The sequence below is a fragment of the Rhodanobacter sp. B04 genome (genome assembly GCF_002001125.1).
GTDB lineage: Bacteria > Pseudomonadota > Gammaproteobacteria > Xanthomonadales > Rhodanobacteraceae > Rhodanobacter.
In genome coordinates this window covers 259800-285130 of sequence record NZ_MUNV01000009.1, presented here as the reverse complement: position 1 = coordinate 285130, position 25331 = coordinate 259800, and the positions used below count along the sequence as shown (strand labels likewise).

At 65.4% G+C, this 25331-nt stretch carries 16 protein-coding genes; 7 read left to right on the top strand and 9 right to left on the bottom strand.

Annotated features, from left to right (window positions below; translation table 11 throughout):
- Nucleotides 1-34: 34 nt before the first annotated feature.
- Together fucP and B0E46_RS08940 are read right to left on the bottom strand one after the other, a co-directional pair.
- Entirely contained in the window at nucleotides 35-1267 is a 1233-nt protein-coding gene (fucP, locus tag B0E46_RS08945) for an L-fucose:H+ symporter permease (protein WP_254425103.1), read from the bottom strand.
- A 98-nt stretch (nucleotides 1268-1365) separates the two neighbouring features.
- Complete coding sequence (locus B0E46_RS08940; RefSeq protein WP_077555511.1) at nucleotides 1366-2418, bottom strand: substrate-binding domain-containing protein; 1053 nt, start codon at nucleotides 2416-2418, stop codon at nucleotides 1366-1368.
- 164 nt (nucleotides 2419-2582) lie between these two features.
- Between B0E46_RS08940 and B0E46_RS08935 the strand changes: the two genes are divergently transcribed.
- The 6 genes from B0E46_RS08935 to B0E46_RS08910 all read left to right on the top strand — a co-directional run bounded on the left by B0E46_RS08935 (nucleotide 2583) and on the right by B0E46_RS08910 (nucleotide 11512).
- The gene (locus B0E46_RS08935) at nucleotides 2583-4877 is read left to right on the top strand and encodes a GH92 family glycosyl hydrolase (RefSeq protein WP_254425102.1); all 2295 of its coding nucleotides are present in this window, start codon (nucleotides 2583-2585) and stop codon (nucleotides 4875-4877) included.
- A gap of 129 nt (nucleotides 4878-5006) precedes the next feature.
- The gene (locus B0E46_RS08930; RefSeq protein WP_077555426.1) at nucleotides 5007-6788 is read left to right on the top strand and encodes an ATP-binding protein; all 1782 of its coding nucleotides are present in this window, start codon (nucleotides 5007-5009) and stop codon (nucleotides 6786-6788) included.
- Nucleotides 6789-6797: 9 nt separating this feature from the next.
- Nucleotides 6798-7244: a response regulator gene (locus B0E46_RS08925; protein WP_077555425.1), complete on the top strand. Its 447-nt coding sequence runs from the start codon at nucleotides 6798-6800 to the stop codon at nucleotides 7242-7244.
- A 120-nt stretch (nucleotides 7245-7364) separates the two neighbouring features.
- Entirely contained in the window at nucleotides 7365-8906 is a 1542-nt protein-coding gene (locus B0E46_RS08920; RefSeq protein ID WP_077555510.1) for a response regulator, read from the top strand.
- Between the two features lie 39 nt (nucleotides 8907-8945).
- The gene (locus B0E46_RS08915; protein ID WP_077555424.1) at nucleotides 8946-10277 is read left to right on the top strand and encodes an ABC transporter permease; all 1332 of its coding nucleotides are present in this window, start codon (nucleotides 8946-8948) and stop codon (nucleotides 10275-10277) included.
- Nucleotides 10253-11512 (top strand): FtsX-like permease family protein, encoded by a 1260-nt coding sequence (locus B0E46_RS08910; protein WP_343124470.1) that lies wholly within the window; start codon nucleotides 10253-10255, stop codon nucleotides 11510-11512. Before B0E46_RS08915 ends, B0E46_RS08910 begins: the two co-directional genes overlap by 25 nt.
- A gap of 41 nt (nucleotides 11513-11553) precedes the next feature.
- Here B0E46_RS08910 and B0E46_RS08905 read toward each other — a convergent pair whose 3' ends face one another.
- From B0E46_RS08905 to B0E46_RS08880, 6 genes are all read right to left on the bottom strand, one after another.
- On the bottom strand, nucleotides 11554-12948 hold the full coding sequence (locus tag B0E46_RS08905) for a sigma-54 dependent transcriptional regulator (protein WP_077555422.1): 1395 nt from the start codon (nucleotides 12946-12948) through the stop codon (nucleotides 11554-11556).
- Between the two features lie 83 nt (nucleotides 12949-13031).
- Nucleotides 13032-14108: an alpha/beta hydrolase fold domain-containing protein gene (locus tag B0E46_RS08900; protein ID WP_077555421.1), complete on the bottom strand. Its 1077-nt coding sequence runs from the start codon at nucleotides 14106-14108 to the stop codon at nucleotides 13032-13034.
- Between the two features lie 16 nt (nucleotides 14109-14124).
- Nucleotides 14125-15870, bottom strand: a complete 1746-nt coding sequence (locus B0E46_RS08895) for a trehalase family glycosidase (RefSeq protein ID WP_077555420.1) — start codon at nucleotides 15868-15870, stop codon at nucleotides 14125-14127.
- 74 nt (nucleotides 15871-15944) lie between these two features.
- A complete protein-coding gene (locus tag B0E46_RS08890; protein ID WP_077555419.1) occupies nucleotides 15945-18209 on the bottom strand; it encodes a glycoside hydrolase family 65 protein in 2265 nt (754 codons plus the stop codon).
- Between the two features lie 51 nt (nucleotides 18210-18260).
- Nucleotides 18261-20507, bottom strand: a complete 2247-nt coding sequence (locus tag B0E46_RS08885) for a glycosyl hydrolase family 65 protein (protein WP_077555418.1) — start codon at nucleotides 20505-20507, stop codon at nucleotides 18261-18263.
- Between the two features lie 47 nt (nucleotides 20508-20554).
- Nucleotides 20555-21820 (bottom strand): MFS transporter, encoded by a 1266-nt coding sequence (locus B0E46_RS08880; protein ID WP_254425097.1) that lies wholly within the window; start codon nucleotides 21818-21820, stop codon nucleotides 20555-20557.
- A 462-nt stretch (nucleotides 21821-22282) separates the two neighbouring features.
- Between B0E46_RS08880 and B0E46_RS08875 the strand changes: the two genes are divergently transcribed.
- On the top strand, nucleotides 22283-23242 hold the full coding sequence (locus B0E46_RS08875) for a LacI family DNA-binding transcriptional regulator (protein WP_077555509.1): 960 nt from the start codon (nucleotides 22283-22285) through the stop codon (nucleotides 23240-23242).
- 55 nt (nucleotides 23243-23297) lie between these two features.
- Here B0E46_RS08875 and B0E46_RS08870 read toward each other — a convergent pair whose 3' ends face one another.
- On the bottom strand, nucleotides 23298-25121 hold the full coding sequence (locus B0E46_RS08870; protein ID WP_077555416.1) for a beta-L-arabinofuranosidase domain-containing protein: 1824 nt from the start codon (nucleotides 25119-25121) through the stop codon (nucleotides 23298-23300).
- Nucleotides 25122-25331 lie beyond the last annotated feature (210 nt).

Sequence of the window (25331 nt, the reverse complement as noted above, 5' to 3'; positions counted from 1 at the left end):
GAATCGCCGCTGCGCCATCGCTTGCGATGGCGGCTCACGGGATGCCGCGTACTCGGGAGCCGCTGATGCCGTAGAACACGATGTAGAGGTAGCACAGCAATGGCAGGAAGAAGGCATGCTGCAGGCCGATGTGATCGGCGAACAGGCCTTGCAGGGGCGGAATGATCGCGCCGCCCACGATCGCCATGATCAGCAGGCTGGAGGCTTTGCTGGTCATCGGTCCGAGTCGCTCGATGCCGAGCGCGAAGATGGTCGGGAACATGATCGAGTTGAACAGGCCGATCGCGATGATGCTGTACATCGCCACGCTGCCGCTGCTCAGCATGGTGGTCAGCACCAGCAGTGCGTTGATCGCGGCGAACAGGGCAAGCAGCCGGCGCGGCGAGAACTTCGCCATCAGTGCCGAACCGACGAAGCGCCCGATCATCGCGCCGCCCCAGTACCACGACACGTAGTTGGCGGCCTGTTGCTCGCTCATGTGGCCGATGTCCGGCATCGACAGGTAATTGACCATGAAGCTGCCGATCGACACTTCGGCGCCGACGTAAAAGAAGATGCCGAGCACGCCGAACAAGACATGCGGATGGCGTAGCACTTCGGCGAAGCTGTGTTTGGCGTGGTCGCTCTTGCCGGTGGCTTCGGTGAGTGCCGGCAGACGGAACAGCCACACGAACACGGCCAGCAGGAACAGCACCACGGCCAGCGCGATATACGGGCCTTGTACCGCGTGCGCCTGCTGGGTCTGGTAGGCCAGTTGCTCGGCTGGCGCCAGCTTGGCCAGTTCAACCGAAGACAGCACCACGCTGGACAGGATCAACAGGCCGCCGAGCCTCGGTGCCAGATAGGTGCCGAACGAGTTCAACGCCTGCGCCAGGGTCAGCCGGCTGGAGCTGGTGCGCTCCGGGCCGAGCAAGGCGACATAGGGGTTGGCCGCCACCTGCAGCACGGTGATGCCGGTCGCCAACACGAACAACGCGGCGAGGAAGGCCGCGTACAAGTGCAGCCCTGCGGCGGGCCAGAAGCCGAGTGCACCAAGGCCGGCAATCGCCAGCCCGGCCACAATGCCTTTCTTGTAACCCAGCCTGGCGACCAGCCAGCCGGCCGGCAATGCCATCAGGAAGTACGCGCCGAAAAAGGTGAACTGCACCAGCATCACCTGCGCGTAGCTGAGTTCGAAGATCGACTTCAGGTGCGGGATCAGGATGTCGTTGAGGCAGGTCAGGAAGCCCCACATGAAGAAGATCGTGGTGAGCACGCCCATCGCCATCGGGTAATCGGTATAGCGCTCGCGGCGTCCACCGGAGGCAGATGCGGGCGACGGTTGGGGCGGAGTGGCGAAGGCCATATGGGGTTTCCGTGGGCTGGTCAGACGGTGGCTGGAGGGCAGCTGCTCGCGCGTACCACCAACTGCACCGGTGCGATGGTGCGGCGGGTTGCGGCGGCGGGGTCGCGCAGGCGCAGCAGCAGCAGTTCGGCCGCCTGGCGGCCGCGCGCGAGCGGCGCGGTGGTCAGTGTGGTCAGCGGCGGCGTGCTCATCGCGGCTTCGGCGATGTCGTCGAAGCCGGTCAGGGCAAAATCGCGGCCCGGCCGTAGGCCGCGCTGGCTCAGGCCCAGCATCAGGCCAAGCGCCACCGCGTCGTTGTAGCAGACGGCGGCGGTCGGCGCCGGCGCAGTCGCAAACAGTGCGGCGGTCTGGTTGGCGGCGTCGAGCCGGGTTGGCGCGCATTCCACCTGCCAGTGCGGCTCGATGCGCAGGCCGGCTGACTGCATCGCTTCGGTATAGCCGGCTTGGCGCTGCCGGTAGGAGCTGGCCGTGGAATGGCCACCGAAGAAGGCGATGCGCCGATGGCCTTGCGCGATCAGGTGCTCGGTGGCGAGTCGCGTGCCGTGCTGGTTGTCCAGCGCCAGCAGATCCCAGTGCGCGTATTCGGGCAGGCTGCCGCCCAGTTCACGGTTGAACAGCAGCAGCGGTGTCTGTGCGCCCATCGCCGCCAGTACCTGCTGTGCACTGCTGCCTTCGGCCGGCGACAGGATGATGCCGGCCGGCCCATGTTCGATCAGCGAGCCGAGCACGGCCTGCTCGCGGGTCGAGGATTCGCTGGTGCAGCCGAGCAGGGTGACGAAGCCGGCTTCGCCGACCACCGCGTCGACGCCGGCGGCGAACTCCGCGAAAAACGGATTGGTGAGGTCGTTCAGCACCAGGGCGATACTGGAGGATGTGCGTCGGCGCAGGTTGGCGGCGGCGCGGTTGTAGACGTAACCCTGTCGGCGCAGCTCTTCCTCGACCCGGGCGCGGGTGTGCTTGTTCACCAACGGACTGCCGCGCAGTACCAACGACACCGTGGCGCGCGATACGCCGCACCCGGCAGCCACGTCGCTGAGGGTGATCTTGCGCCGGACCGGGGTGATGCTCTGCATCGTTATTTCCAGATTGGAACGATCCAAATGTAACCATGTCTGTGCAACGCCGTCGATCTCGCAGCGCAACATGCGATGCGCGGGCGGCAGTGCTAGCGTGCCGCATTTGGAACGATCCAAACTCGGAGTATCGCGCGATGGCCAGCCCCTGGTTCCGCCTGTTGATGGTCGCCCTCAGCCTGGGTCCGGTGTCCGCGATGGCGGCTTCCGGCCATGCCGATGCGGTCGATCCGCGCATCGGCACCGGTGGCGATGGGCATACCTTTCCGGGGGCGACGGTGCCGTTCGGGATGATCCAGCTGTCCCCCGACACCGCGGTGCCGGATTTCAAGCACGCCTACAAGTGGGCGGCCGGCTACCAGTACGGCGACCCCACCATCATGGGCTTCTCGCACACGCACTTCTCCGGTTCGGGCCATTCGGATCTGGGCGATGTGCTGGTGATGCCGATCACGGGCGACGTGAAACTCGATCCGGGTGATGCGACCAAGCCCGGCAGTGGCTATCGCTCGCGCTTCAGCCACGCCAGCGAAGTGGTGCAGGCCGGCTACTACGCGGTGACGCTGAGCGATTACGGCGTGCGCGCCGAACTCACGGCCGGGCGTCGGGTGGGCTGGCATCGATATGGCTTCCCGGCCGGCAAGCCGGCGCATGTGCTGCTCGACCTGCGCCCGAGCATCTACGACTACGCCGGCAAAGTGCTGTGGGCCAATCTGCGGGTCCATCCGGATGGCACCGTCACCGGCTGCCGCACCACCCGCGGTTGGGCACCGGGGCGCGAGCTGTGTTTCGCGCTGCGCTTCTCGCAACCGATGACGTCGCGCGAGCTGTACGACCGCGAGACGGACGTGGTCTACAAGGGGTTCGCCGGACCGGGCAACCAAGCGGAAGACCAGAATGCGCAGAACGGGCGGGCCCTGGTCGGTGTGTTCGATTTCGGCGTGCTGAAGCAGCCGCTGGAAGTGAAGGTGGCGATCTCGTCGGTGAGCCAGGCGAACGCGATCGCCAACCTCGACCAGGACGGTGCCGGTTGGGACTTCGATGCCCGTCGCGCCGCGGCGACGGCGGCCTGGAACAAGGCGTTGTCGGTGATCGATGTGGACGGCACGCCGACGCAGCGCACCGGCTTCTACACCTCGCTGTACCACGCGATGCTGGCGCCGACGCTGAGCATGGACGTCAACGGCGACTACCGCGGCCCGGATCATCAGGTGCACCACGCGGACGGTTTCGAGTTCTATTCCAGCTGGTCGATGTGGGATGTCTACCGCGCGGAGGAGCCGCTGATGGTGCTGCTGCGCCCGGACCTCAGCACGCAGTTCATCCGTTCGCTGATCGCCGCGCAGCAGGCCAGTCCATTCGGCATGCTGCCGGTGTGGAGCTATCAGGGACTGGAGACCTGGTGCATGACCGGCTATCACGCCGTGGCGATCATTGCCGATGCGTACATCAAGGGTGTGCGCGGTTTCGACAATGACAAGGCGCTGCAGGCGATGGTGTCCACCGCCACCTATGGCAACTACGGCGACCTCGCCGATTACATGAAGCTCGGCTACGTGCCGATCGACAAGGAAGTGGAGGGTGGCTCCAAGACCCAGGAATACGCCTATGACGACTGGGCGATCGCGCAGATGGCCAAGGCGATGGGCAAGAGCGACATCGCCGCGACGTTCGAGAAGCGTGCCGGCAACTGGCGCAACGTGTGGGATCCGAAGACCGGCTTCATGCGTGCGCGCCTGAGCAACGGCCAGTTCCGCGAGCCGTTCGATCCGGCCTCCGCCGCGTATGGCAGCGACTACACCGAGGCCAATGCCTGGCAGTACTCATGGTACGTGCCGCAGGATGTGGCCGGACTGATTGGCGCCTTCGGCGGCGATGCGAAGTTCGTCAGCAAGCTCGACCAGCTGTTCGACGCCAAGGTCGATCCGTCCATCTTCAAGGACGTGGAGGACATCACCGGCCTGATCGGCTGGTACGCGCACGGCAACGAGCCCAGCCATCACATCGCCTATCTTTACGACTACGCCGGCGCGGCGTGGAAGACGCAGCAGCGGCTGAAGCAGATCATGGACAGCCAGTACGCCACGCGACCGGACGGCCTGGTCGGCAACGACGACCTTGGCCAGATGTCGGCGTGGTACGTGTTCACCGCACTCGGTTTCTATCCGGTCACGCCAGCCAGCGACGAGTACGCGATCGGCCGGCCGTTCGTGCCGAAGGCGGCGATCCATCTGCCCAACGGGCATACCTTCACCGTGGTGGCCGAAAAGCTGGATGACGCGCATCCCTACGTCGGCGCGGTGACGCTCAACGGCAAGCCGCTGGACCGCGTCTATCTGCGCCACGCCGACATCCTTGCCGGCGGCGAACTGCGCTTCACCATGCAGCCCGAACCGAACCGGGTGTGGGGCCGCAGCGACACCGCGCGACCGGGTTCGACGAGCCGTTACGGCCAGTGAACGGAAGCGCGGATGTCGTCGATGCAATGAGCTGATGGCACCATCGGCTAGGCCGGTGGATGGCCTGCGAAAACATGCCAGAATGACCGAAGTTGCTCCCATGTCGGGCTGGCCGGTGTTGCAAGTCGAATGAAAGTCAGAGGGATCCTGCGCTGGCGCACAGCCGGCTTGCTGCTGGCGATGCTGATCATCGTCATCCTGCCGTATATCGTCACGCTGACCAATTCGCGCGAAACCGAGACCGCCACCGAGTGGGTGCCCCATTCGGCGACGGTGAAAGCGCTGACTTACCAGATCGCCTTTGTAGTGCACGACAGTGAGGTCGGGTGCTATCGGCTGCTGGTGGGGGACGGCACCGACATGACCCGCAAGCGTGCTGCCCGGGCCGGCGAAGATGTGCCGGGCATGCTGAGGGATCTGCGCGAGATGACGCGCGACAACCCTGATCAGCAGATCCAGGTCGGTGCGCTGGAAAGCAGCGTCAACGGCCGCATCGCCATGATGGGCCAGGCGCTGGCCCGTCTGCAGCAGGACAATCCGGCCGGTGCCCGGCAGTCGCTGCGCGACGCCGCCGATCTGTTCCCGATGAACGCGAAGATCGGCGCGATCGTGAGCACGGAAGAGCATCTGTTGCAGGCCCGCCGCATGCGGGCCGCGAAGAAGGCTGCCAACGGCCGCCTCGTGCTCACCATCACCGCGCTGGCACAGCTGCTGCTGCTGGTGATCATCGTGATCGCGTCCGAGCGTCAGATTGGCCAGCGTCAGCTGGCAGAGACCCGCGAAGGGCGTGCGGTGCTGCGTTCGCAGCTGATCTTCCAGGCCGTGCGCGAACCGATCGCCTTGTTCGATGAGAACCTGAACAGTCTGCTGGTGAACAACGCCTTCAGCGAGCTGTACGGACTCGATCCGAAGCGGCGGGTGCAGCAGCTGGCCCAGATCGGCGAGGGTGCGTGGAGCGATGGCGTGCTGTTGCAGCGGCTCAATGACGTGCTGCTGCGCGACCGCGAGCTGTGGGATTACGAGATGATCCAGCGCACCGCCGACGGAGTCGAGCGGCATGTGGTGATCAATGCACGCAGGCTGCAGCAGCAGGACAACGATGCGCATGCGCTGTTGTTGACGGTCAGCGACGTCACGGCGCGGGCACTGGCCGAGCAGCGGGTGAACGAACTCAACCACCAGCTCGAAGGCAAGGTGGCGCAGATTTCCGACGTCAACCGCGAGCTGGAGGCGTTCAGCTATTCGGTGTCGCACGACCTGCGCGCGCCGCTGCGGCACATCGCCGGGTTCGCGCGCAAGCTGGAGCAGCACCTGGGTGAACGGGTCGACGACAAGGTCGGCCATTACATCGAGGTGATCAGCAGCTCGGCGCAGCGCATGGCACTGCTGATCGACGACCTGCTGGTGTTCTCGCGACTCGGCCGGGGCGCCTTGCGCCTGCAGGCGGTTGACATGCAGTCGCTGGTCGACGAGGCGCGCGCGCTGGCCGAATCCGTTGAGCCGGACCGGCGCATCGTATGGAACATTGCGCCGCTGCCGATGGTGATCGGCGACGAGAACATGCTGCGTACGGTGTGGCAGAACCTGCTCGGCAACGCGGTCAAATACACCGGCCATCGCGAGGTAGCGCACATCGGGGTGAGTCTGCAGCAGGGTCGCGACGGCGAGTACGAGTTCACCGTGGCCGACAACGGCGCCGGCTTCGACATGCAGTACGCGGACAAGCTGTTCGGTGTTTTCCAGCGGTTGCATCGCAGCTCGGAATTTCCGGGCAACGGCATCGGGCTGGCCAATGTGCGGCGCATCGTGGCGCGGCACGGCGGGCGTGTCTGGGCCGATGCCGAACCCGGGCAGGGCGCCCGCTTTCATTTTTCGCTGCCGGCCACCGATCTGGCCGGGGCACGTACCTGAGGACCTGGCATGAACAAACAGGATCTGCGCACCATCCTGCTGGTGGAAGACAGCATGGCGGACGCCGAAATGGCCATGGACGCGCTGGCCGAGGCGCATCTTGCCAATCCGGTCGTGCACCTGGAGGACGGTGTGGAATGCCTGGACTATCTCCATGCGCGTGGCGCGTGGGCGTCGCGTGAGCCGGGCGATCCGGCCGTCGTGTTGCTGGACATCAAGATGCCGCGCATGAACGGGCTGGACGTGCTGACCCATATGCGCGGTGACGAGCGGCTGCGGCGGATTCCGGTGGTGATCCTGTCGTCGTCGCGCGAGGAGAGCGATCTGGCACGCAGCTGGGACCTCGGCGCGAATGCCTATGTGATCAAGCCGGTCGACGTGGATCAGTTCTTCGATGCGGTACGCACGCTGGGGCAGTTCTGGGCCGTGCTCAACCAGGCGCCGGAGCAGGACTGAGCAGATGATGCAGTGGCAGGGGGCGCGGACGCAGGACTGCGGTTCGCGAAAGGTGGCAGGGCGTCGATGCAGGCGAGAGCGGTCGTGAGAACCCAGATGTCCAATCCGCAGCTTCGAACCATGCCGAGCATCCGTGTGCTGCAGGTCGAGGACAGCGAGCTCGATGCCGAGCTGGTGCTGGCCGAACTCGATGGCGACGGCATCGAGCACGAGGTGCAACTGGTCGACGACGAGGCAAGTTTCCTCGCCGCGCTGGATGAATTCAGGCCGCACATCGTGCTGTCGGATCTGAGCATGCCGGGCTTTTCCGGCCAGCGCGCGCTCGAGCTGCTGCGCCAGCGCGACGAGGACCTGCCCTTCATCTTCGTCTCCGCCACGCTCGGCGAAGAGGCGGCGATCGAAGCGCTGCGCAACGGTGCCACCGATTACATCCTCAAGCAGAATCCGGCGCGGCTGGCCAGCGCGGTACGTCGCGCACTGGCCGAGGTCGAGGCGCGCAAGGCCAGCCGCCGTGCCGAGGCGGAGCTGATCCGTGCGCAGCGCTTCGAGAGCCTGGCGATGCTCGCCGGTGGCCTCAGCCATGACCTGCGCAACCTGCTGCAACCGCTGTTGCTGGCCGGCGACAGCCTACAGGACTACCAGCACGATCCGCGCCTGGCCCGCCTGGGCAAGCTGGTGCGCGACTGCGGCAAGCGCGGCCTGGACATGGTGCACTCGATGCTGTCGTTCGCGCGCGGCGCGCGGCGCGCGGAACAGGTGCGGCTGGGTGCGCTGTTCAGTGCCTTCGACCTGCTGATGCAGGGCAGCGTACCGCGCACGGTGACGATGGAACTGGCCATCGATAATCCCGAGCTGTCGTTCGAGGGCAACCACACCGAGCTGCAGCAGTGCCTGCTCAACCTGTGCCTGAATGCGATCCAGGCGATGCCGGAGGGTGGGCACCTGCGTATCGAGACTTCGCAGGTGCAGCTGTCGGAGGATTTCTTCCTGTTGCCCCAGGAGTCGCCGCGGTCGGGCCACTATCTGCGCATCAGCGTGATCGATAGCGGTCCCGGCATGGACCAGACGGTGCTGGAGCATCTGTTCGAGCCGTTCTTCACCACCAAGGAGGCCGGCACCGGGCTGGGCCTGCTGTCGTGCAAGCGCATCGTCAGCAGTCATGGTGGCGTGATGCGGGTGGACAGCGCGCCGGGCCGCGGCACCCGCTTCGACCTGTATATCCCGCTCGACGAGCTGGTTGCCGACAGCGAGCAATCGGACGAGATGGACAGTCTGGAAGGTGCGGCCGAGCGCGTGCTGGTGGTGGTGGAGGAGGCCGGCCAGCTGTCGCTGCTGGCCGACATGCTGGATGCCTACGGCTATCAGGCGCACGCCAGCCAGAGCGGCACCGCCGCGTTGCAATGGATCGAGGCCGGCGGCCTGCCCGACCTGGTCCTGCTGGATGCGGACATGAACCTGTTTACCGGCGTGCGCACGCTGGCCGCGCTGATCGAGCAGGGCTACGGCGGCGCCGTGGTGCTGCTGGCCCGCCCTGACGCGCGGCCGGATCTGCACGAACTGCCACCGCTGCAGCATCTCTACCTGCTGGACAAGCCGGTCACTACCCAGGCGCTGTTGCGTACTCTGCGCAAGGCGCTGCAAGCCGCCGATGGCCACGGCTGAGTCGATCGCCGCGCACATGACAGCAACGGCGCCCGGCACATGATGGCGTACTACCTCGGTCTGGCCCTGCGCAGCTCTCGCCGCAGCCGGGCGCTGACCGCGCTGGTGATCGTGCTGATGGGGTGCGGCGTCGCCACCTGCATGGTCAGTTATGCGGTGTTCCGTGCCACCGCAGCCGATCCGATACCGTGGAAATCGAACCAGCTGTTCGTGGCGCAGGTCGATAATTTCGGCCCCACCAAAACCTATCAGGGCGAGCCGCCCGATCTGCTCAGCTACACCGATGCCACGGCGCTGCTGGCCGCGAGCAAGGCCGTACGACAGGCCCTGGTCTACCCGGTCAGCCTGTCGATCGTGCCCGGCGACAGCCAGCGGCAGCCGTTCTCGCTGCCCGGGGATGCGGTCACCAGCGATTTCTTCGCGATGTTCGACGTACCGTTCCGGTATGGCAGCCACTGGAGCGCTGCCGATGACGCGCATCGCGCCGCGGTAGTCGTGATCAGCGATGCGCTCAACCGGCAGCTGTTCGGCGGAGCCGATAGCGTGGGACGCGTGATCAACCTGGATGCACACGATTACCGCATCGCCGGGGTACTGGATGACTGGAATCCACGCCCTCGCTTCTTCGATCTGGCCAGCAGCGCCGGTGGGGCTTTCGGCGCTCCAGGGCAGATCTATATCCCGTTTGGCCATGCGATCGATCTGCAGAAAAGCAGCAGCGGCGCGTCCTATTGCAGCAGCACCGACGACAGCAGTTCCCATGGCCCCGGCTGGAGCGCCTTCCTGCGGGGCGAATGCGTGTGGATCAGTGCCTGGGTGGAACTGCCGACCGCTGCCGACACCCGGCGGTACCGGCAGTATCTGGGCAACTATGCCGCCGAGCAGCAGCGCGTCGGCCGCTTTGCATGGGCGCCGAACGTGCGCCTGCGCAGCGTGATGCAGTGGCTCGATGTCGAGCATGTGGTGCCGAAGGCGTCGAAGCTTTCGATGATCGTCTCGATGGGTTTTCTGCTCATCTGCCTCGTCAACGTGATGGGTCTGTTGCTTGCAGGATTCATGCGCCGCGCGCTTGAGGTCGGTGTGCGCCGTGCACTCGGTGCGTCGCGCGGGGCGATCCATCGACAGTTCCTGGTCGAGGCGGCGGCGCTCGGACTGGCCGGCGGCGTGCTGGGCCTGCTGCTGACGCTACTCGGCCTGTCCGGCATCCGGCTGGTGTTCGAGGCGAAGATTGCGGGCTTGGTGCGGCTGGACCCGGCATTGGTGCTGCTGACCGTGCTGGTGGCCGTGATCACGACCTTGATCGCGGCGCTCTATCCCGTTTGGCGTGCGGCGCAGGTGCAGCCTGCGTGGCAGCTGAAGTCCAGCGGATGAACGCGATGCAGATCCAGCCGATCCTCGTTGCGTTGCGCCGGCATCGGGTGGCGACGAGCCTGATCGTGCTGCAGGTCGCCTTGACCTTGATGATCGTCAGCAATGCCCTGTTCATCGTGCAGACCCGGTGGGTGCACCTGTCGCGCCCGACGGGCACGGACGAGGCGCATCTGTTCGTGATCAGGAACGAATGGGTGGGCAAGCTGGATGTGGCGCAGGTCGATGCGCGGATGCGCGCGGATCTGGCCACGTTGCGCAGCATGCCAGGCGTACGTGACGCATTCGCCAGCGAGGCCTATCCGCTGGAAGGCGGCTGGGGGCTGCTGGCTGGCGTCAGGCGGCAGCCGCAGCAGACGCAGCGGCCACAGTTTTCCATCGTCTACTTTGCCGACGAGCACGCGCTGGACACGCTGGGCATCAGCCTGCTCGCCGGCCGCAACTTTCGCGCCGACGAGATCGGCAGCCTGGGACCGTACGACCGTGTCGCGCCAGCCGTGGTGATCATCACCCGCGACCTGGCATACAAGCTTTTTCCGGATGGCTCGGCGTTGGGAAAAACCGTGTACCTGGTCGGTGGCCCGACCACCATCATCGGAATCGTCGATGTCCTGCAGGGTCCTTATGCCGGCAGTACCACGCGTACGATCGACGAGGACTCCATCCTGGTGCCCGCGCGACTGGCCGATCCGGCCGGCGCTGTCTACCTGGTGCGTGCACGCCCTGGCGAGTTGCCGGCGCTGCTGCAGGCGGCGCCGGCAGCCTTGCTGGCGAACAATCGGTTGCGCGTGATCAATCCGGATGGCGTGATCACCCTGGCCGAGGCGCGTGCCGGGGGTTACGCCACCGACCGCGGCGTGGCGATCGCGATGGGCGTGGCTTGCGTGCTTCTTCTGCTGGCGACGGCCGGCGGCATCGTCGGCCTGAGCAGTTTCTGGGTCAGCCAGCGGCGCCGGCAAATTGGCATTCGACGGGCGCTGGGCGCGACGCGTCGTCACATCCTGCGCTATTTCCAGGTCGAGAATTTTCTGATCGTCAGCGGTGGCATCGTGTTGGGCGCGCTGTTCGGCGTGGCGGCCAATCTGATGTTGATGAAGTACTGGGAACTGCCGCGAATGCCGTTATGGGTACTCGGCATGGGAGCGTTGCTGCTGTGGCTGCTGGGGCAGGTCGCCGTGTTCGGTCCGGCGCGTCGCGCAGCGGCGGTGCCACCGATAGAGGCGACGCGGGCAGTGTGATGGTTGTGCGCCCGGTGCCTCCGGGCGCAGGGTCCGGCGTATCAGTCGATGCCGAGTTTCTTCAGCTTGTAGCGCAGCGCGCGGAACGTGATGCCTAGTTTCCGCGCGGCGGCGGTCTTGTTGTAGCGCGATTCTTCGAGTGCCTTGACGATGGCGGTGCGCTCGATGTTGCTGATGTAGTCGTCGAGGCCGCCATCGGCACCGTTGGCGGCGGGCGGGGCCGGCGTGGCTTCATGGCCGGAGGCGGGCAGGTCGGGGCCGGCCGCGCGTGCACTGCGTTGCGGCAGCATCAGATCCGACGCGTCGATGCTGTTGCCGTCGCACATCGCCATCGCGCGTTCGAGGATGTTTTCCAGTTCGCGCACGTTGCCCGGGAAGTCATAGCCCGCCAAGGCTTCGCGTGCGGCCGGCGACAGCTGGCCGACGCTGTCGCCGCTCTTGCCGGCGAGTGCCTTGAGGATGAAGCCGGACAACAGCGGCACGTCGCCGCGACGCTCGCGCAGCGGCGGCACGCGCAGCTCGATCACGTTGATGCGATAGAACAGGTCCTGGCGGAACTGGCCCTGCTCGACCAGTTGGCCGAGGTTCTTGTGGGTGGCGGACAGGATGCGCACGTCCACCGGGATCTCGTCGCGTCCGCCGATCGGGCGCACCGCCTTCTCCTGGATCGCGCGCAGCAGTTTCACCTGCATGTGCAGCGGCAGTTCGGCCACTTCGTCGAGGAACAGCGTGCCGCCCTGGGCGGCCTGGAACAGGCCTTCCTTGTCGGCGCTGGCGCCGGTGAAGCTGCCCTTGCGGTGACCGAAGAACTCGCTTTCCATCAGTTCGGAGGGAATCGCGCCGCAGTTGACCGGCACGAACGGACCGCTGGCACGCGGACCCTGTTCGTGGATCAGTCGCGCGACCAGTTCCTTGCCCACGCCGGATTCGCCGGCGATGTACACGGGCGCCTGGTTGCGCGCCAGCTTGGCGATGGTGGCGCGGACCTGCAGCATGGCCGGCGAGTCGCCGACCAGGCGTTCGCTGGAGCCGCCACCTTTTGCCGCCGCGCCGCCGTTGCGCTTTTCCTCGGCCAGCCGCAGGGCAGTGCGCACCAGGCCCCGCAGCATCTGGATGTCGACCGGCTTGGAGACGAAATCGAACGCGCCGGCCTTCAGCGCATTGACCGCGGCGTCGACATTGCCGTACGCGGTGATCATCGCGACCGGGGTGTCCGGGCAGGTCTCGGCAATCAGCTCGATGATCTCCTGGCCATTGCCGTCGGGCAGCCGCATGTCGGTGAAGCACAAGTCGTAGCTGCGTTCGGTCAGCGCGCGGCGCGCCTCGGCCACGGTGCCTACGGCTTCGACCTGCAAGTCCATCCGACCCAGCGTGATGGTCAGCAGCTCGCGAATGTCGCGTTCGTCATCAATGACCAGGACGGTCTGTGGGTTCATGGCACGGCGCGTGGCTGTCGATGCACCAGAGAATACCCGGCCCCACGCTGCGGGGCAAAGGCTGTCATCGGGCGTTCGGCGTTCTAATGTCCCAGCATGCGGTTAAAGAATCTCGCCGTGACGACATAGGCTTCGCGGGACTCGGGCAGCTCAGGGTCCGAGAAGAACGAGTGCCACATGCCTTCCCACACATGCAGCTCGGTCGGCACGCCGGCCCGGTCGAGCAACTGCTGACTGTGGACCACCGAGCTCATCGCCATGTCGCGGGTGCCGGTGATCAGCAAGGTAGGCGGGAATTTCGCCAGCAACGCCGGGGAAAGGCCAGGTTGCACCAGCGGGTCCTGGGGATTGGCGCCATGGAAATAAGGCAGGTCGGTCAGGCCGAGTCGCTGCCTCGGGACGCCCTGGCCGTTCAACAACGGCGCGACATAGGACGAATCGCCGCTGAGGTCGGTCAGCGAGCCGCAGAAGGTACCGATGGCGCCCGGCACCGGCAGCTTGTCGGTGATGAAGCGGGCGACGGCTTCGGCGGTGAGTATGCCGCCGGCGGAGCAGCCGTAGATGCCGATCTCGGCAGGCTTGTACTGCTTGAGCAGCGCGCGATAGACCGCCTCCACGTCGTCGCTGGCGGCGGGGAAGCTGTACTCGGGACCTTGCCGATAGTCGACACTGATGACCTTGATGCGGCCGATGCCGGCGATCGGGATGGACTCGACCAGGCCGCCGCTGTGCGCGCCCCACAGGAAGCCGCCGCCGTGCAGATTGATCAGCACGCGATGCGCATTCTCCGCGGCCACGCCTTGTGCGGGCAGCACGACATCGGTGCCGACGCCGGCGATGGTCTCGGCGTGGATCTTCACCGGATACAGTTTTTTCATGCGCGCGGCCCGATCGCTGTTGATGCGGTCGTAGAACGCGCGACTCTGCGCGATCGGTGCGGTCAGCGGTGGCGCCTTGCTGCCGGCAGCAAGCATTTTCGGAAAGAACGCTCGTGCTTCCGGCGACGCGAGATCCGAATAAGGCACGGTTGCCGCGGGCGACGTCACGCTGCCGTCGGCCTGCACGCCGGGCGACGACGTCTGCGCGAGCGCTGCGGTGACCGAAAGGCCTGCGCACAGCACGATGCCGGACAGGATGCGTGGAAGACGTGGTGCATGCATGGTGTTTCCTCCGGTATCACTTCATCGTGTTGTCTGCCGATATTTCCGATGCGGGCATGGCGTCACCGTGCAGGAGCTCCTGCAGCTTCAGGTACACGCCATTCGTCCAGCCGAAGCCGACGACGTTCTGGGTGTAGCCGGCGCTGATATGGACGTCCGCATTGCCGAGCACCATGTTGTATTTCTCGCGGATGGTGCCGTCCGTGGCCACGCCGCGATCGACGGTTGCGCAGAACTTGCCGGCGAGGCGGCGCGCGTCATCGTGGTAGCGATAGGCATCTAGGCCCGAGATGGCGAGCCAGTTCGTGGGTGCCCAGCCGAAGGGCTCGTCCCACTGCGCGCCGCTCGGCTGATCGTCCATGGCGAGGCCGCCCGACCGCTCGAAGATCGATAGATGTTTACGCGCCGCGCCGGCTTGCTGCACGGAAGCTGCGTGTGCCCAGAGCGGATAGAAAGCCGTGATGTAAGGGTGGGTCGCAGGCTTCCCGGCAACGAAGTCGTAGTCCATGTAAATGCCCGTGTCGGGGTGCCACAGGTAGCGATCCATGGCCTGCTTGCGCGCCTGTGCGACGTTTGCCCAGTGCGCGGCCTCGGCCGGTTTGCCGAGCTGCAGTGCAAAGTCGTGCAGATCCGTTTCATAGCGATAGAGCAGGCTGTTCAAGCCCACCGCCGCATAGTGATGGGTGGATCCGGCAAACGGACCGAAGTGGAAATTGACGTCGAAACCCGATTCGCGCATGGCGCGATCACCCAGGTAATAGTCGGCGCTCAGCCGGAAGCCGCCCAGCCACGCGTCGGCGCACACCTTCGAGCTGCGCACGTCGCAGCTCGCCGACTTCAGATGGGCGGCTTCGGCGTCGTCCGGATGTCGGGATGCCTTCACGAGGTAGCCCGGATTTTCCGAAGGATGCGCAAGCAACCACTTGATGACGCCGCGGTAATAGTCGGCGTCGCGCGCTTCAAGCACCGGGCCGCTGCCCAGGTCGAAGTAACGTGCCAGCCCGGTATCGCCGGCAAGGTGTTCGGTGCGGGTCCAGATATCGTGGTTGCGCACGGCCAGGGGATACGCCTGCGCCAGCCATGCTTGCCTGTCCGCGTTGCCGTGGAAACTGGCCGGATCGCCGAGTACCGCGGACATCATCGCCGCAAGAAAGGGTGGCTGCGAGCGACTGAGGTAGTAGGTGCGGTTCGCATTCAGCACGCCGCCGTAGTACTCGACCTCGAACAGGGCATTGTCGACCATGTCGCGTGCGAGTCCGCTGCGATGGTCGGCGACCAGGCCCAGCACGATGAAATAGCTGTCCCAGCCATACATCTCGTTGAAGAAGCCACCTGGCACGACATAGGGATGCGGCAGGTAAAGCAGCCCCTGCACGGGCAGTTGCGTGGGGTCGATGTCGCCAAGCTTGCCGATGGTGCGCGGCAAGCTGCGCAGCCCGACGCCGCAGCGCTTCGCGATCCCGCGAAGCTCCTCCGACACGGGCAACTGCGCGGGCAGATAGAGCACCGAATGCGTGCTCACCTTGCTGTCGGCCAGTGCCGAGCAATCATCCAGCGAGCGGGTCAGGGTGTCCCACGCATGATCGATGTAGACGCGGGTCTTGACCGGATCCGGGCTGGCTGCCGCGGCGGTACTGGCCGCGAATGCGATGGCGAGCAGCACGAAGATGCGCAGGGCGCCGTTCGCTGACTGACCCAGCCGACGGGCGTGCGCATGAGCTGCATGGTTGTGCTTCCGGGACAAGTCTTGCGGGTCGGTCATGTCTTGCATCCGGTTCGTCGAGTGCGAGCACCCTGAGGTGCCCGAGTGGGATCGGCGTATCGCGTGGTGAAGCATCAAAGTGTTTTCCGCGTCAGGCGGGTCTTCCCGCTGGCATCGCGATCAAGGGTGATGTCGTAATGCCTGCCGCGGAACGTGATGTCCTTCAGCGTCATCGATTTCCATGTCGGCGGCAGCACCGGCGGATAGGTTTCGAGCAGGCCATCCGGTTCGATGCGCAGCCCGGTCAAGCCGTAGAGCAGGCCCTGCACGTAGCCACCCGAGCCGGTGAGGAAGTAACCCGTGTTGTTGGTGGCGGTTTCGGGGCGCACGTTGAACGGCGGCTTGAACATGTCATCGGCGGCATTGCGCGCGATCCAGCGGGCCGCTTCGGCTGCATTGCCGCTGGCCGCAGCGGCGATCGGCGCCGGGCCGAGTCCCATCGTGGTGGGGATTCGCTTCGATGCATCCATCGGCTTCATCGCGATCGCGTAGTCGTTGCGGCGTACCTGCGCGCTCATCGGCAGGTCGAGGGAGGGAAACGCCAGGAAGGTGAGGTCGCTGCCGCCGCCCAGGTCGTGCCGCACCGTCTCGTCCATGTCGAGGTGATGTTGGCCATTGGCGGAAGACGGCAGGTAGAGCTTCGCGGCGATCTCGGCCCAGCGCGGATCGGGCTGCTCGCCGACGATGGCCGCGGCAGCCGTCGCGATCCGCAAGGCCTTGGCCGCGTCGGCATTGGTGAAGGTGTCGTTGGGCACGTCGTTGTAGTTCTCCTCGACCGAGGTGACGTGGAGGATGTCGTAGCGCTGCTTGCCGGGGTTCCAGCTCGCCCGGCTGGTCCAGTAGCGCGCGACGTCGCGGATCACCGGCCAGCCGTCTGACTTCAGCCAGGCTTGGTCACCGCTGGCCAGGTAGTACTGCCATTGCGCGATCGCCACGTCGGCATTGACATGGATCTCGCGCTCGCCCAGCACCCAGGCGGCATGCACGACCTGCTCGGTGCCGTTTTGCGGGTCGGCCTCCCACGGAAACATCGCGCCCTTCAGCCCGCGTGCCTGTGCACGCTGCTGCGCGGCGGGCAATGTGCGGTCACGGAACATCACCAGCGACTTGGCGAATTGCGGATGCAGCAACACCAGTGCCGGGAAGATCCACGAATCGCTGTCCCAGAAGATGTGGCCGACATAGCCGGTGGTCAGGCCGCAGGCGCCGATCGCCCATGCGGTATCGGGCGTCGCGTTGGCAAGCAGGTAGTACAGGTCCGAATGCACGACGCGTTGCGCGTTCGGATCGCCGTCGATGCGGATGTCGGTTTTCCACAGGTTGGTCCATGCCGCCTTGTGTGCATCGAGCAGGGCGTCGAAGCCTTCGCTGCGAGCAGCTGTGGCCAAGGCGAGATCGGCCTTGGCATTGCCGCCCCAGTCCGCGCGCGATGCCGCGACGTATTTGGTGAAGGTATAGGTCTGGCCCCTGCGCACCTGCACGCGAAGATCGAGCGAGAGCCGATAGATGCCCTTGTTCAGCGTGACCTCGACCGGCGTGAGTCCCGTGGGCAGGCTGACCGCGGCCGCCTCGGCCATGCCGAGACCCTGCTCGGCGCGGCCATCGAGCCACAGGGTCAGATTCTTGCTGTCGCCGTCATCGGCCAGCACGTGGGTGTCGCCGTGATACCACACGGCGGCGCGATCCGGCGTGGCCGGTGGAATCGCCTGGAAGTTCAGGTTGTGCGCGGCCACGGCGGTCTGCATCTCGTCGCCGCTCAACGTCGCCAGCGGCAACCTGGGCTGGTATGGCGCCCACAGGTTGAACGCGAACGACAGTTGCACCACGCCATCGAACTCCGGCGTGACCGAGATCTGGCTGGCAGCCAGATGCGGCGACGCTTCGCTGACCAGGGTCACCACCTTGATCCGCGTGGCCTTGCCGTGATCGAGGTAGCGATAGCTGGTCGTCAGGGTGGCATCGTGCAGGTTCAGCACCTGCTGGTAGTCCTGGAATACCGAAGGATCCAGGTCGACCTGGTTCATCCAGAAATGACCCGCGTCGGACTGGCCGGTGCTGTAGTCGATCTCGGTCCAGCCGGGAATGGCGGCGGGCCGGGACATGTCGTCCTTGCCGTAGTCCATGAAGCCGACCAGGTAGGACAGGTTGCCCTCGGTGCCGCGTGGCGCAGTCGTGGTGGACAGATAGCCGTTGGCCAACTGGCCGGGGAAGTAGCTGGCGAAATCCTTCGAGGTGGCGGTCAGCAGGAAGCTCGGGTCGGCAGTGGCCTGCACGATCGACGCATAGCAACCGATCGCTGCTAGGAGCAGCACGACGAACTGCTTGGCCTGATGCTTCATCTGACCTCTCCGAAGTGCCGCACCGGGATGCCCGGCCCGGCCTCTATTCGACTATTCCGCGTGACGGGTGAGCGTGGCCTTGCCGCTGGCATCGCGCCCGATCACGACGTCGAAGCGCTTGCCGCGGAAACTGATCCGTTTGAGGGTCAGCGATTTCCAGGACGGTGGGAGCACCGGGGCATAAGCCTCGACCAGCCCCTTGTCCTCGATGCGCAGGCCGGACAGGCCGTAGACGAAGCCCTGCACGAAACCGGCCGAGGTCGCCAGGATGTAGCCGGCGTTGTTGGCGACGGTTTCGGTGCGCACGTTGAACGGCGGTTTCAGGAAGCCGACCAGGTTGCGCTGGATCCAGTCGCCCGCGGCCTTGCCGTCGCCCAGTTCGGCCTCGCCGACGGCGAGCATCACCATCATCATCTCGTTCGGGTCGTCGCCGTGGGTCTTCAGCTCCTGCAACTGGAACGCGAAATCGTTGCGGCGCACCTGCGCGGACATCGGCAGGTCGAGGTTGGGATACATCAGCCATGCCAGCGACGAGCCCATCCAGGTGATCTTGTCGTGCGGCACCGAGGCATCGAAATCCAGATGCCGCTGATTCGCGCTGTCGAACGGGATATACATCTTCGCGGCGATCTCGGCCCACTTCGGGTCGGCTTCGGCGCCGACGACCTTGGCCGCCTTGCCGGCGATCTCCAGCGCCTTGCGCGCCGCGGCGTTGGTGAACGAGTCGTTCGGCACGTCATCGTAGGCTTCGTCCGGCGACGTGACGTGCATGATCTCGTAACGATCCGCGGCCTTGTTGTAGGTCACCCGGCTGGTCCAGAACTCGGCGATCGCCTGGATCACCGGCCAACCGTCCTTTTTCAGCCATGCATCATCGCCGCTGGCGAGGTAGTACTGCCATTGCGCGATCGCGATGTCCGCGTTGACGTGGATCTCGCGGAAGACGCCGTAGGCGAAGTGGGGCGTGTTGTCGACGCCGGTCTGCGGATCCGCCTCCCACGGGTACATGGTGCCGCCGGCGCCGTATTGTTTCGCGCGCGCGCGCGCCGGCTCCATCGTGCGGTCGCGGAACATCACGATCGGCTTGGCCCGTTCCGGGTGCAGCAGCAGCAGCGCGGGGAACACCCACGAATCGCTGTCCCAGAACGCATGGCCGGCGTAGCCCGGGGTCAGCGCGCAGGCACCCATCGGCCACGCGGTGCCGACGGTGGTGTTGGACAGCAAGTAGTACAGGTCCGAATGCACGGCCGACTGCACCTTCGGATCGCCCTCGACCACGATGTCGGACTTCCACAGCTCGTTCCATGCTGCGGCATGGCGGGCGAGCAGGCTGTCGAAACCGGTCTTGCGCGCCGCCTCGGCAAGCGTCACGTCGGCCTTGGCGTCGCCACCCCAGTCCTGCCGCGAGGCGGCGATGTACTTGGTGAAGGTATAGGTCTTGCCCTTCTGCACGCTGACGACCAGGTTCAGCGACAGCTTGTCGGGACCTTTTTCGAGTTTCACCTCGTCGACCTGGATCCCGGCCGGCAGGCTGATCGCCGCTGCCTCGGCCATGCTCAGTCCCTGTTCGGCCTTGCCATCGAGCCAAAGGGTCAGTTCGCGGGTGTCGCCGTCGCTGGACAACACCTTGGTATAGCCGGGATACCAGACCGCCGCCCGATCCGGTGTCGGTACCGGCTTGTTCTGCAGGGTCTGACCGCTGGCGATCACCGCGTCGATCATCTCGTCGCCGGTCATGCTTGCGATCGGGAAGCGCGGCTGGTGTTCGGACCAGAGTCTGAGCGGGAAGGTCAGCTGTACCTTCCCATCGAATTGCGGGGTGATCGAGAGCTGGCTGGCGGCGAGGTGCGGATTGGCCTGGCTGACGAAGGTGGTCACCTTCACGTCGGTGGCCTTGTTCGCGTAGGCGAAGCGGTAGCGGGTGGTCAGCGTGCCGCCGTGCATGTCCAGCGTCTGCGCGTAGTCGACGAAGATCTTCGGGTCGAGGCGGATCGAGTTGAGCCAGCCGCCGCCCGGGTTGTAGTCGATTTCGCTCCAGCCGGGGATCGCCGCAGGGCGCGAGATATCGCCCTTCGCATAGTCCATGAACGCGACCATGTAGCCCATGTTGGGCTCGGTCCCACGCGGCGAGGTCATCGTCGAGAAATAGCCATTGGCCAGGTAGCTGGGGAAATAGCTGTCGAAATTCTTCGCCGTGCCGGTGAGCAGGAAGCTCGGATCGGTCTGGCCGAATGCGGGTGCCGTGACGATGGCTGCAATCACGGAAAGACAGACAAGCTTGATGAGACGAAATGTCATGGTGGCTCCATCGTGGCGACGTGCGCGTTCCTCCTCCGGGAGGGCGCCTATTTGGCGGCAAGACCGACCTTGACCGAAGTGACGGCGGTCGAGCGATCGGTTTCGCGCTTGAACAAGAACAGCAGGATCAACAACAACGTCATCGGGATCAGCGAGAAATAAAACGCATGGATGCCGTCGAAGCGCGCGAACACGATCGCGGTGATGCGCGAGCCCAGCGTGCCGCCGAGCGCGGAGAAGATCACGATCAGCCCGGTCATCGCCGCATGCGAAGGTTTCGGCAACGAACTGAGCGCCACCGAATTGATCACCGGATAGATCGGCGCCATCAGCAGGCCGATCAACGGAATCAGGTAAGCCGCGACCGGTGCGTTGAACCAGTCGATGTCGGCACGCGCCACCACGTTCCTGGCCAGCGGCAGGACCACGATGACCAGCAGGCCCATGCCGACCACGCAGATGTTCAGCAGCACATGCCAGGGCACCCGGCGCAGCACCTGACCGGCGAGCAGGCGGCCGATCGCGGTGGCCCCGGCGAGGATGCTGGCAACCTGGATGCTCATCGCGTTGGGCAGTTTGAGCACCTCGTTGTTGAACGTCGGCAGCCAGGTGCCGAAGCTCTGCTCGATCAGCACATACAGGAAGGCGGAAATCAGGAACACGTAGACCAGCGGGCGCAGGAACAGCTGCAGCATCTCCTGCAGCGAGCCGCGCATCGAGTTGGTCTTTTCGCTGTGTGCGGCCGATTCGTCCAGTTGCGAGCTCGCCAGCAGCACGATCACCAGCGCGCAGATCGCAGCCAGCAGCCAGTAGACATGCAGCCAGGACGGGTTCGCCGGGTCGGCATGGTCGATGAAGGCACTGAAGATCCAGCCGCCGGCGAGCACGCCGACCATGAACAGGCCCTCGATGGTATTGGTCAGGCGGCCGTGTTCCGCCTTGTCGCGGGTCAGCAGTCCGATCGACGAATAGACCGCGACCTTGGTCAGCGCAAACGAAATGCCGATGCAGGTGAACAACAATTCGGTGGTGTGGAAGCCCGGATACAGCGGCATCAACAGGCACGCCGCGCCGACGATCGCCAGTGCCAGCATCATCGCGCGCCGGTAACCCAGCAGGGGCAGGAACGAGGCGACCAGCAGCGAGGTCACCGCGATGGTCAGGTCCTTGAACAGTTCCAGCAGGCTGGCCTGTGGCTTGTCCACGCCGAAGGTGTGGATCGCCTGCAGGATCACCGTGCCCACGCTGTTGAGCAGGATCGCGAACACCATGTAGATCAGTGCCAGTGCAGCGATCATGCGCAATCGGTTCATGGGCGCCTGCTTCGTGTGGGTTCACGGATGAAGAGCGATCTGCGTTGTTTCCGGGTGCGCGGCAGATCAGCCATGCGGGGTCGAATCGGGGCATGCAATCACAGTGTGCCGAAAAATGATATCGGTATCAATCGAGTCGGCGGTATCATCCAGGCCGGGTTGGCCCGAGGCAAATCACAGCGACGGCGTCCGGTTGCGATGCTCGGGCCATTGATCGGCGGACTCGCCTCGTGATCCTATGCAGGCTTGGTGATCGGGGCCTCCCCGGACGGGCAGATCCTGGTTCGCCCAGGTTGCGGCCTGAAGGTCGTGGCTGCCCAGCCGCCGGCTCGACGGCATCAGGGAAGCAATCGCAGGCCGATGAGGATGGGCCTGCGATCTGGCGCCGCCAACATAGAGGGTTGGGAATTGAGTCGGACTGGCAAGAAGCAGGTGGACAAACTGGGCTCGACCGGACCGACGATGGCTGATCTGGCCGAACTGGCCGGGCTGTCGAAGATCACCGTGTCGCGGGCCTTGAGCGACAGTCCGCTGGTCAATCCGGAAACGCGCGAGCGGATTCGCGAGCTGGCGCGGGAGCACGGCTACAAGCTCAACATCAGCGCCCGCAACCTGCGCCTGCGCCGCAGCCACACGGTGGCGGTGATCGTCGAGATGAAGCCGTCCTCGGATCGCACGATGTTCGATCCCTACCCGTTGGGGTTGCTCGGCGGCATTTCGCAGGAGTTGACGGCGGCCGGCTACAGCGTGCTGCTGACCACGCGGCAGGGCGCCAATGCCGCCGCGGTGCAGGCGGCCGACGGGCTGATCCTGCTCGGTCAGGGCGTGCATCAGGATGCGGTGCACCGGTTCGACAAGCTGGGCGTGCCGATGGTGGTGTGGGGAGCGGGCCTGAAGGACGACTCGCATGTGGTGGTCGGCAGCGACAACCGGCTTGGCGGCGCGGTGGTGGCCGATCGTTTCTTTGGCCTGGGCCGACGGCGGCCGGTCTTCATCGGCAATCCCAGCCACCCCGAGATCTATGACCGACTGAATGGTTTCGTCGATGCGCTGGGGGTGCATGGCATCAAGCCCCTGCTGATGCGGCGCGACGAGTTCACGCCGGACTCCGGGACCGACGCGGTGCACTCCCTGCATGCTCGTCGGGTCGATTTCGATGCCATCTTCGCCTGCAGCGACCTGCTGGCGATGGGTGCCATCCGCGGCATCCAGGAAATGGGCCGTTCCGTGCCGGGCGATGTCTCGGTAGTGGGTTACGACGACATGCCGCTGGGGGCCAGCTTTCTGCCGCCGCTCAGCTCGGTCCGGCAGGACTGGCAGGAGGGCGGCATCCTGCTGGCGCGCAAGGTACTGGCGTTGATCCGGGATGAGCCGGCCGAGTCGGAGATCCTGCCCGTGAGCCTGATCGTCCGCGCGACCTAGACTTCTGCAAGCGGGTTGTCATGACGGTCATGACGTGCGTGCTGCGGGAAGCGCCTCACGCTGGACGCACGTCCTGGTAAGCGCTGTACCCTTCGCGTCCGATGTCCGGAAATGGGCGCAGCGTCGCTGCCGCGCCACCTGTGCCGATGCGCCAGGACGAGGCGTCGTCATGCACATGCTGTGCCGACAGCAGCGTGCGCCGGTCCAGCGGAACCGGCACAGTCGCATCGCGCGGGCGCATCAGCACCAGGGGGCCGGCGAGCAGGGCCACCGTGTCCGGATGTTCGGGATCGATGCTTTGCAGCCGCATGTGCAGTGGCAGGTCGAGCTCGATCCGGTCTCCCGCATGCCATGCGCGCCGAATCGTGGCGAAAGTTCCCGCGGCCAGCGGATGCCTATCGAGCTTGCCATTGACGCGCAGGCTTGCACCGGCGGCCCACGCAGGAATGCGCAGGTTGACCGAAAACACCTGTGCTGAGGGCGTCTGCACGGTGATCGCGATCGCGCTGGCATACGGGTAACGCGTGTCGATGCTCAGCCGCGACTCGGTGCCACCCTGGCGCCAACGGATCTGTGCCGGCACGTACAGGTTAACGTAGATGCCTTGCGGATCGGTAAAGGCACTGCTGATGTGATAGTCCGCTGCAACAAGCGGCAGCGTGCCGGAGCAGCATGGCCAACGGTCGGGGTGAAAGCCCTTGTGCGCCTGGCGGGTGTAGTCGGAATAGTAGAACGCGTGACCGTCCGGCTGGATCGGCAACGCGCCGAGCACGGTGTTGTAGAGCACCCGTTCCATGCTGTCGCCATACCTCGGGTCGCGCGTGACGCGCAACAGGTAACGGGTCAGCTTGAAGTGCGCATAGGAGCCGCACGGTGTCTCGAAACTCTTGTGCTCGGTCGCCAGGCCGACGCCGAGCTTGCCACTGCCGGGTGTCACGAAATGCTCGTCCGGACCCCAGCCGCCGGTGGCGAAGCTCTGCGCATCGACCATGGCAAAGCCTTGCTGCGCGGCCCGCAGGTAGACCGGCTGGTTGAGCGACAGATACGCCTGGGCCGCCGAGCTCAACGCGTTCATGTGGCTGTAGGCATGCTTGCCCGGCAACACGTTTTCCCCGCGCGCCAATGGCAGAAAGAAATCGTCGTAAAGGAAGCGCTTGGCCAGCAATCGATGCTGGCTGTCACCCGTGAGGCGAAAGGCGAGAAACTGGTTTTCCGGCAAGGTATAGCTTTCGTCCCAGGCGTGCTGGCTGAAATCTTCGCCGGGCCTGGCCGCTTCATTGCGGGGCACCGCGTGCGGCGGAAGATAAGGTAGTGCAGCCCGGGTCGTGCGCCCGAGTGTGTCGAGCGCGATGCCATTACCGGCCAGCTGCCTCGCATCGACCAGGCCGGCGACCAGCTTGTCGTAGATATAGGAAGGGAAGCGGTTGTCGCGATAGAACTTGCCGCCTGCATCGATCGTCGCGGCATATCCGTGCACCAGTCGATCGATCTTCGCGCGCGTCTTGGCATCGCCGGTGATGGCGTAGTGACGCGCCAGGGCACTGAGCCATTGACCGAATGTGGCGCCTGGTGCGAACCCCCACGTGTCATACCAGCCGCCAAGTTCCTGCCCTGGTGCGGGCAGGCCGCCGCGCAGGCGAAACGGCCGCAGCAACGAATCCTCGTCAAGCTGCAGGACAAGTTGATGGTTCTCGCGGACCTGTCGCTCCAGCGGACCCGGCCCGAACTGCACTTGCCCGTGATGGAGTTCGCTCAGTGGCGACAGCGCCGCTGACATGGCTGCCGCGTTCGGATTGCCTTGCCGCAGCAACCATCCCGCCGTCGAAAGCGCGCCGTATTTGAGTACCGACCGGCGCGCCGGATTGAACTCGCTAGCCATGGCGACGCGACACCATTTGGATCGATCTGCGCCTGATCCTACGCCGGGCAAGTGGGCGTGTCACGGCGCTGGGAATGGCCTTGTGGCGCAGAGCTGATGTGCATCCGCAGCAAATGTTATCGGTATCTTGATACCGATAACATTTGCTGTTAGGTTCGCACCCAGATCTGCCAGGGGGCGGGTCGAACACTGCTATCGGTGCGTGTGCCA

Excerpts from the sequence above, each read along its gene's own strand:
- B0E46_RS08880 (WP_254425097.1), bottom strand. The coding sequence starts at position 21,820 with ATGAACCGATTGCGCATGATCGCTGCACTGGCACTGATCTACATGGTG.
- B0E46_RS08895 (WP_077555420.1), bottom strand. The coding sequence starts at position 15,870 with ATGACCGACCCGCAAGACTTGTCCCGGAAGCACAACCATGCAGCTCAT.
- B0E46_RS08915 (WP_077555424.1), top strand. The coding sequence starts at position 8,946 with ATGATGGCGTACTACCTCGGTCTGGCCCTGCGCAGCTCTCGCCGCAGC.
- B0E46_RS08890 (WP_077555419.1), bottom strand. The coding sequence starts at position 18,209 with ATGAAGCATCAGGCCAAGCAGTTCGTCGTGCTGCTCCTAGCAGCGATC.
- B0E46_RS08935 (WP_254425102.1), top strand. The coding sequence starts at position 2,583 with ATGGTCGCCCTCAGCCTGGGTCCGGTGTCCGCGATGGCGGCTTCCGGC.
- B0E46_RS08920 (WP_077555510.1), top strand. The coding sequence starts at position 7,365 with ATGCCGAGCATCCGTGTGCTGCAGGTCGAGGACAGCGAGCTCGATGCC.
- B0E46_RS08900 (WP_077555421.1), bottom strand. The coding sequence starts at position 14,108 with ATGCATGCACCACGTCTTCCACGCATCCTGTCCGGCATCGTGCTGTGC.
- B0E46_RS08930 (WP_077555426.1), top strand. The coding sequence starts at position 5,007 with ATGAAAGTCAGAGGGATCCTGCGCTGGCGCACAGCCGGCTTGCTGCTG.
- B0E46_RS08870 (WP_077555416.1), bottom strand. The coding sequence starts at position 25,121 with ATGGCTAGCGAGTTCAATCCGGCGCGCCGGTCGGTACTCAAATACGGC.
- fucP (WP_254425103.1), bottom strand. The coding sequence starts at position 1,267 with ATGGCGATGGGCGTGCTCACCACGATCTTCTTCATGTGGGGCTTCCTG.
- B0E46_RS08905 (WP_077555422.1), bottom strand. The coding sequence starts at position 12,948 with ATGAACCCACAGACCGTCCTGGTCATTGATGACGAACGCGACATTCGC.
- B0E46_RS08925 (WP_077555425.1), top strand. The coding sequence starts at position 6,798 with ATGAACAAACAGGATCTGCGCACCATCCTGCTGGTGGAAGACAGCATG.
- B0E46_RS08885 (WP_077555418.1), bottom strand. The coding sequence starts at position 20,507 with ATGACATTTCGTCTCATCAAGCTTGTCTGTCTTTCCGTGATTGCAGCC.
- B0E46_RS08875 (WP_077555509.1), top strand. The coding sequence starts at position 22,283 with ATGGCTGATCTGGCCGAACTGGCCGGGCTGTCGAAGATCACCGTGTCG.
- B0E46_RS08940 (WP_077555511.1), bottom strand. The coding sequence starts at position 2,418 with ATGCAGAGCATCACCCCGGTCCGGCGCAAGATCACCCTCAGCGACGTG.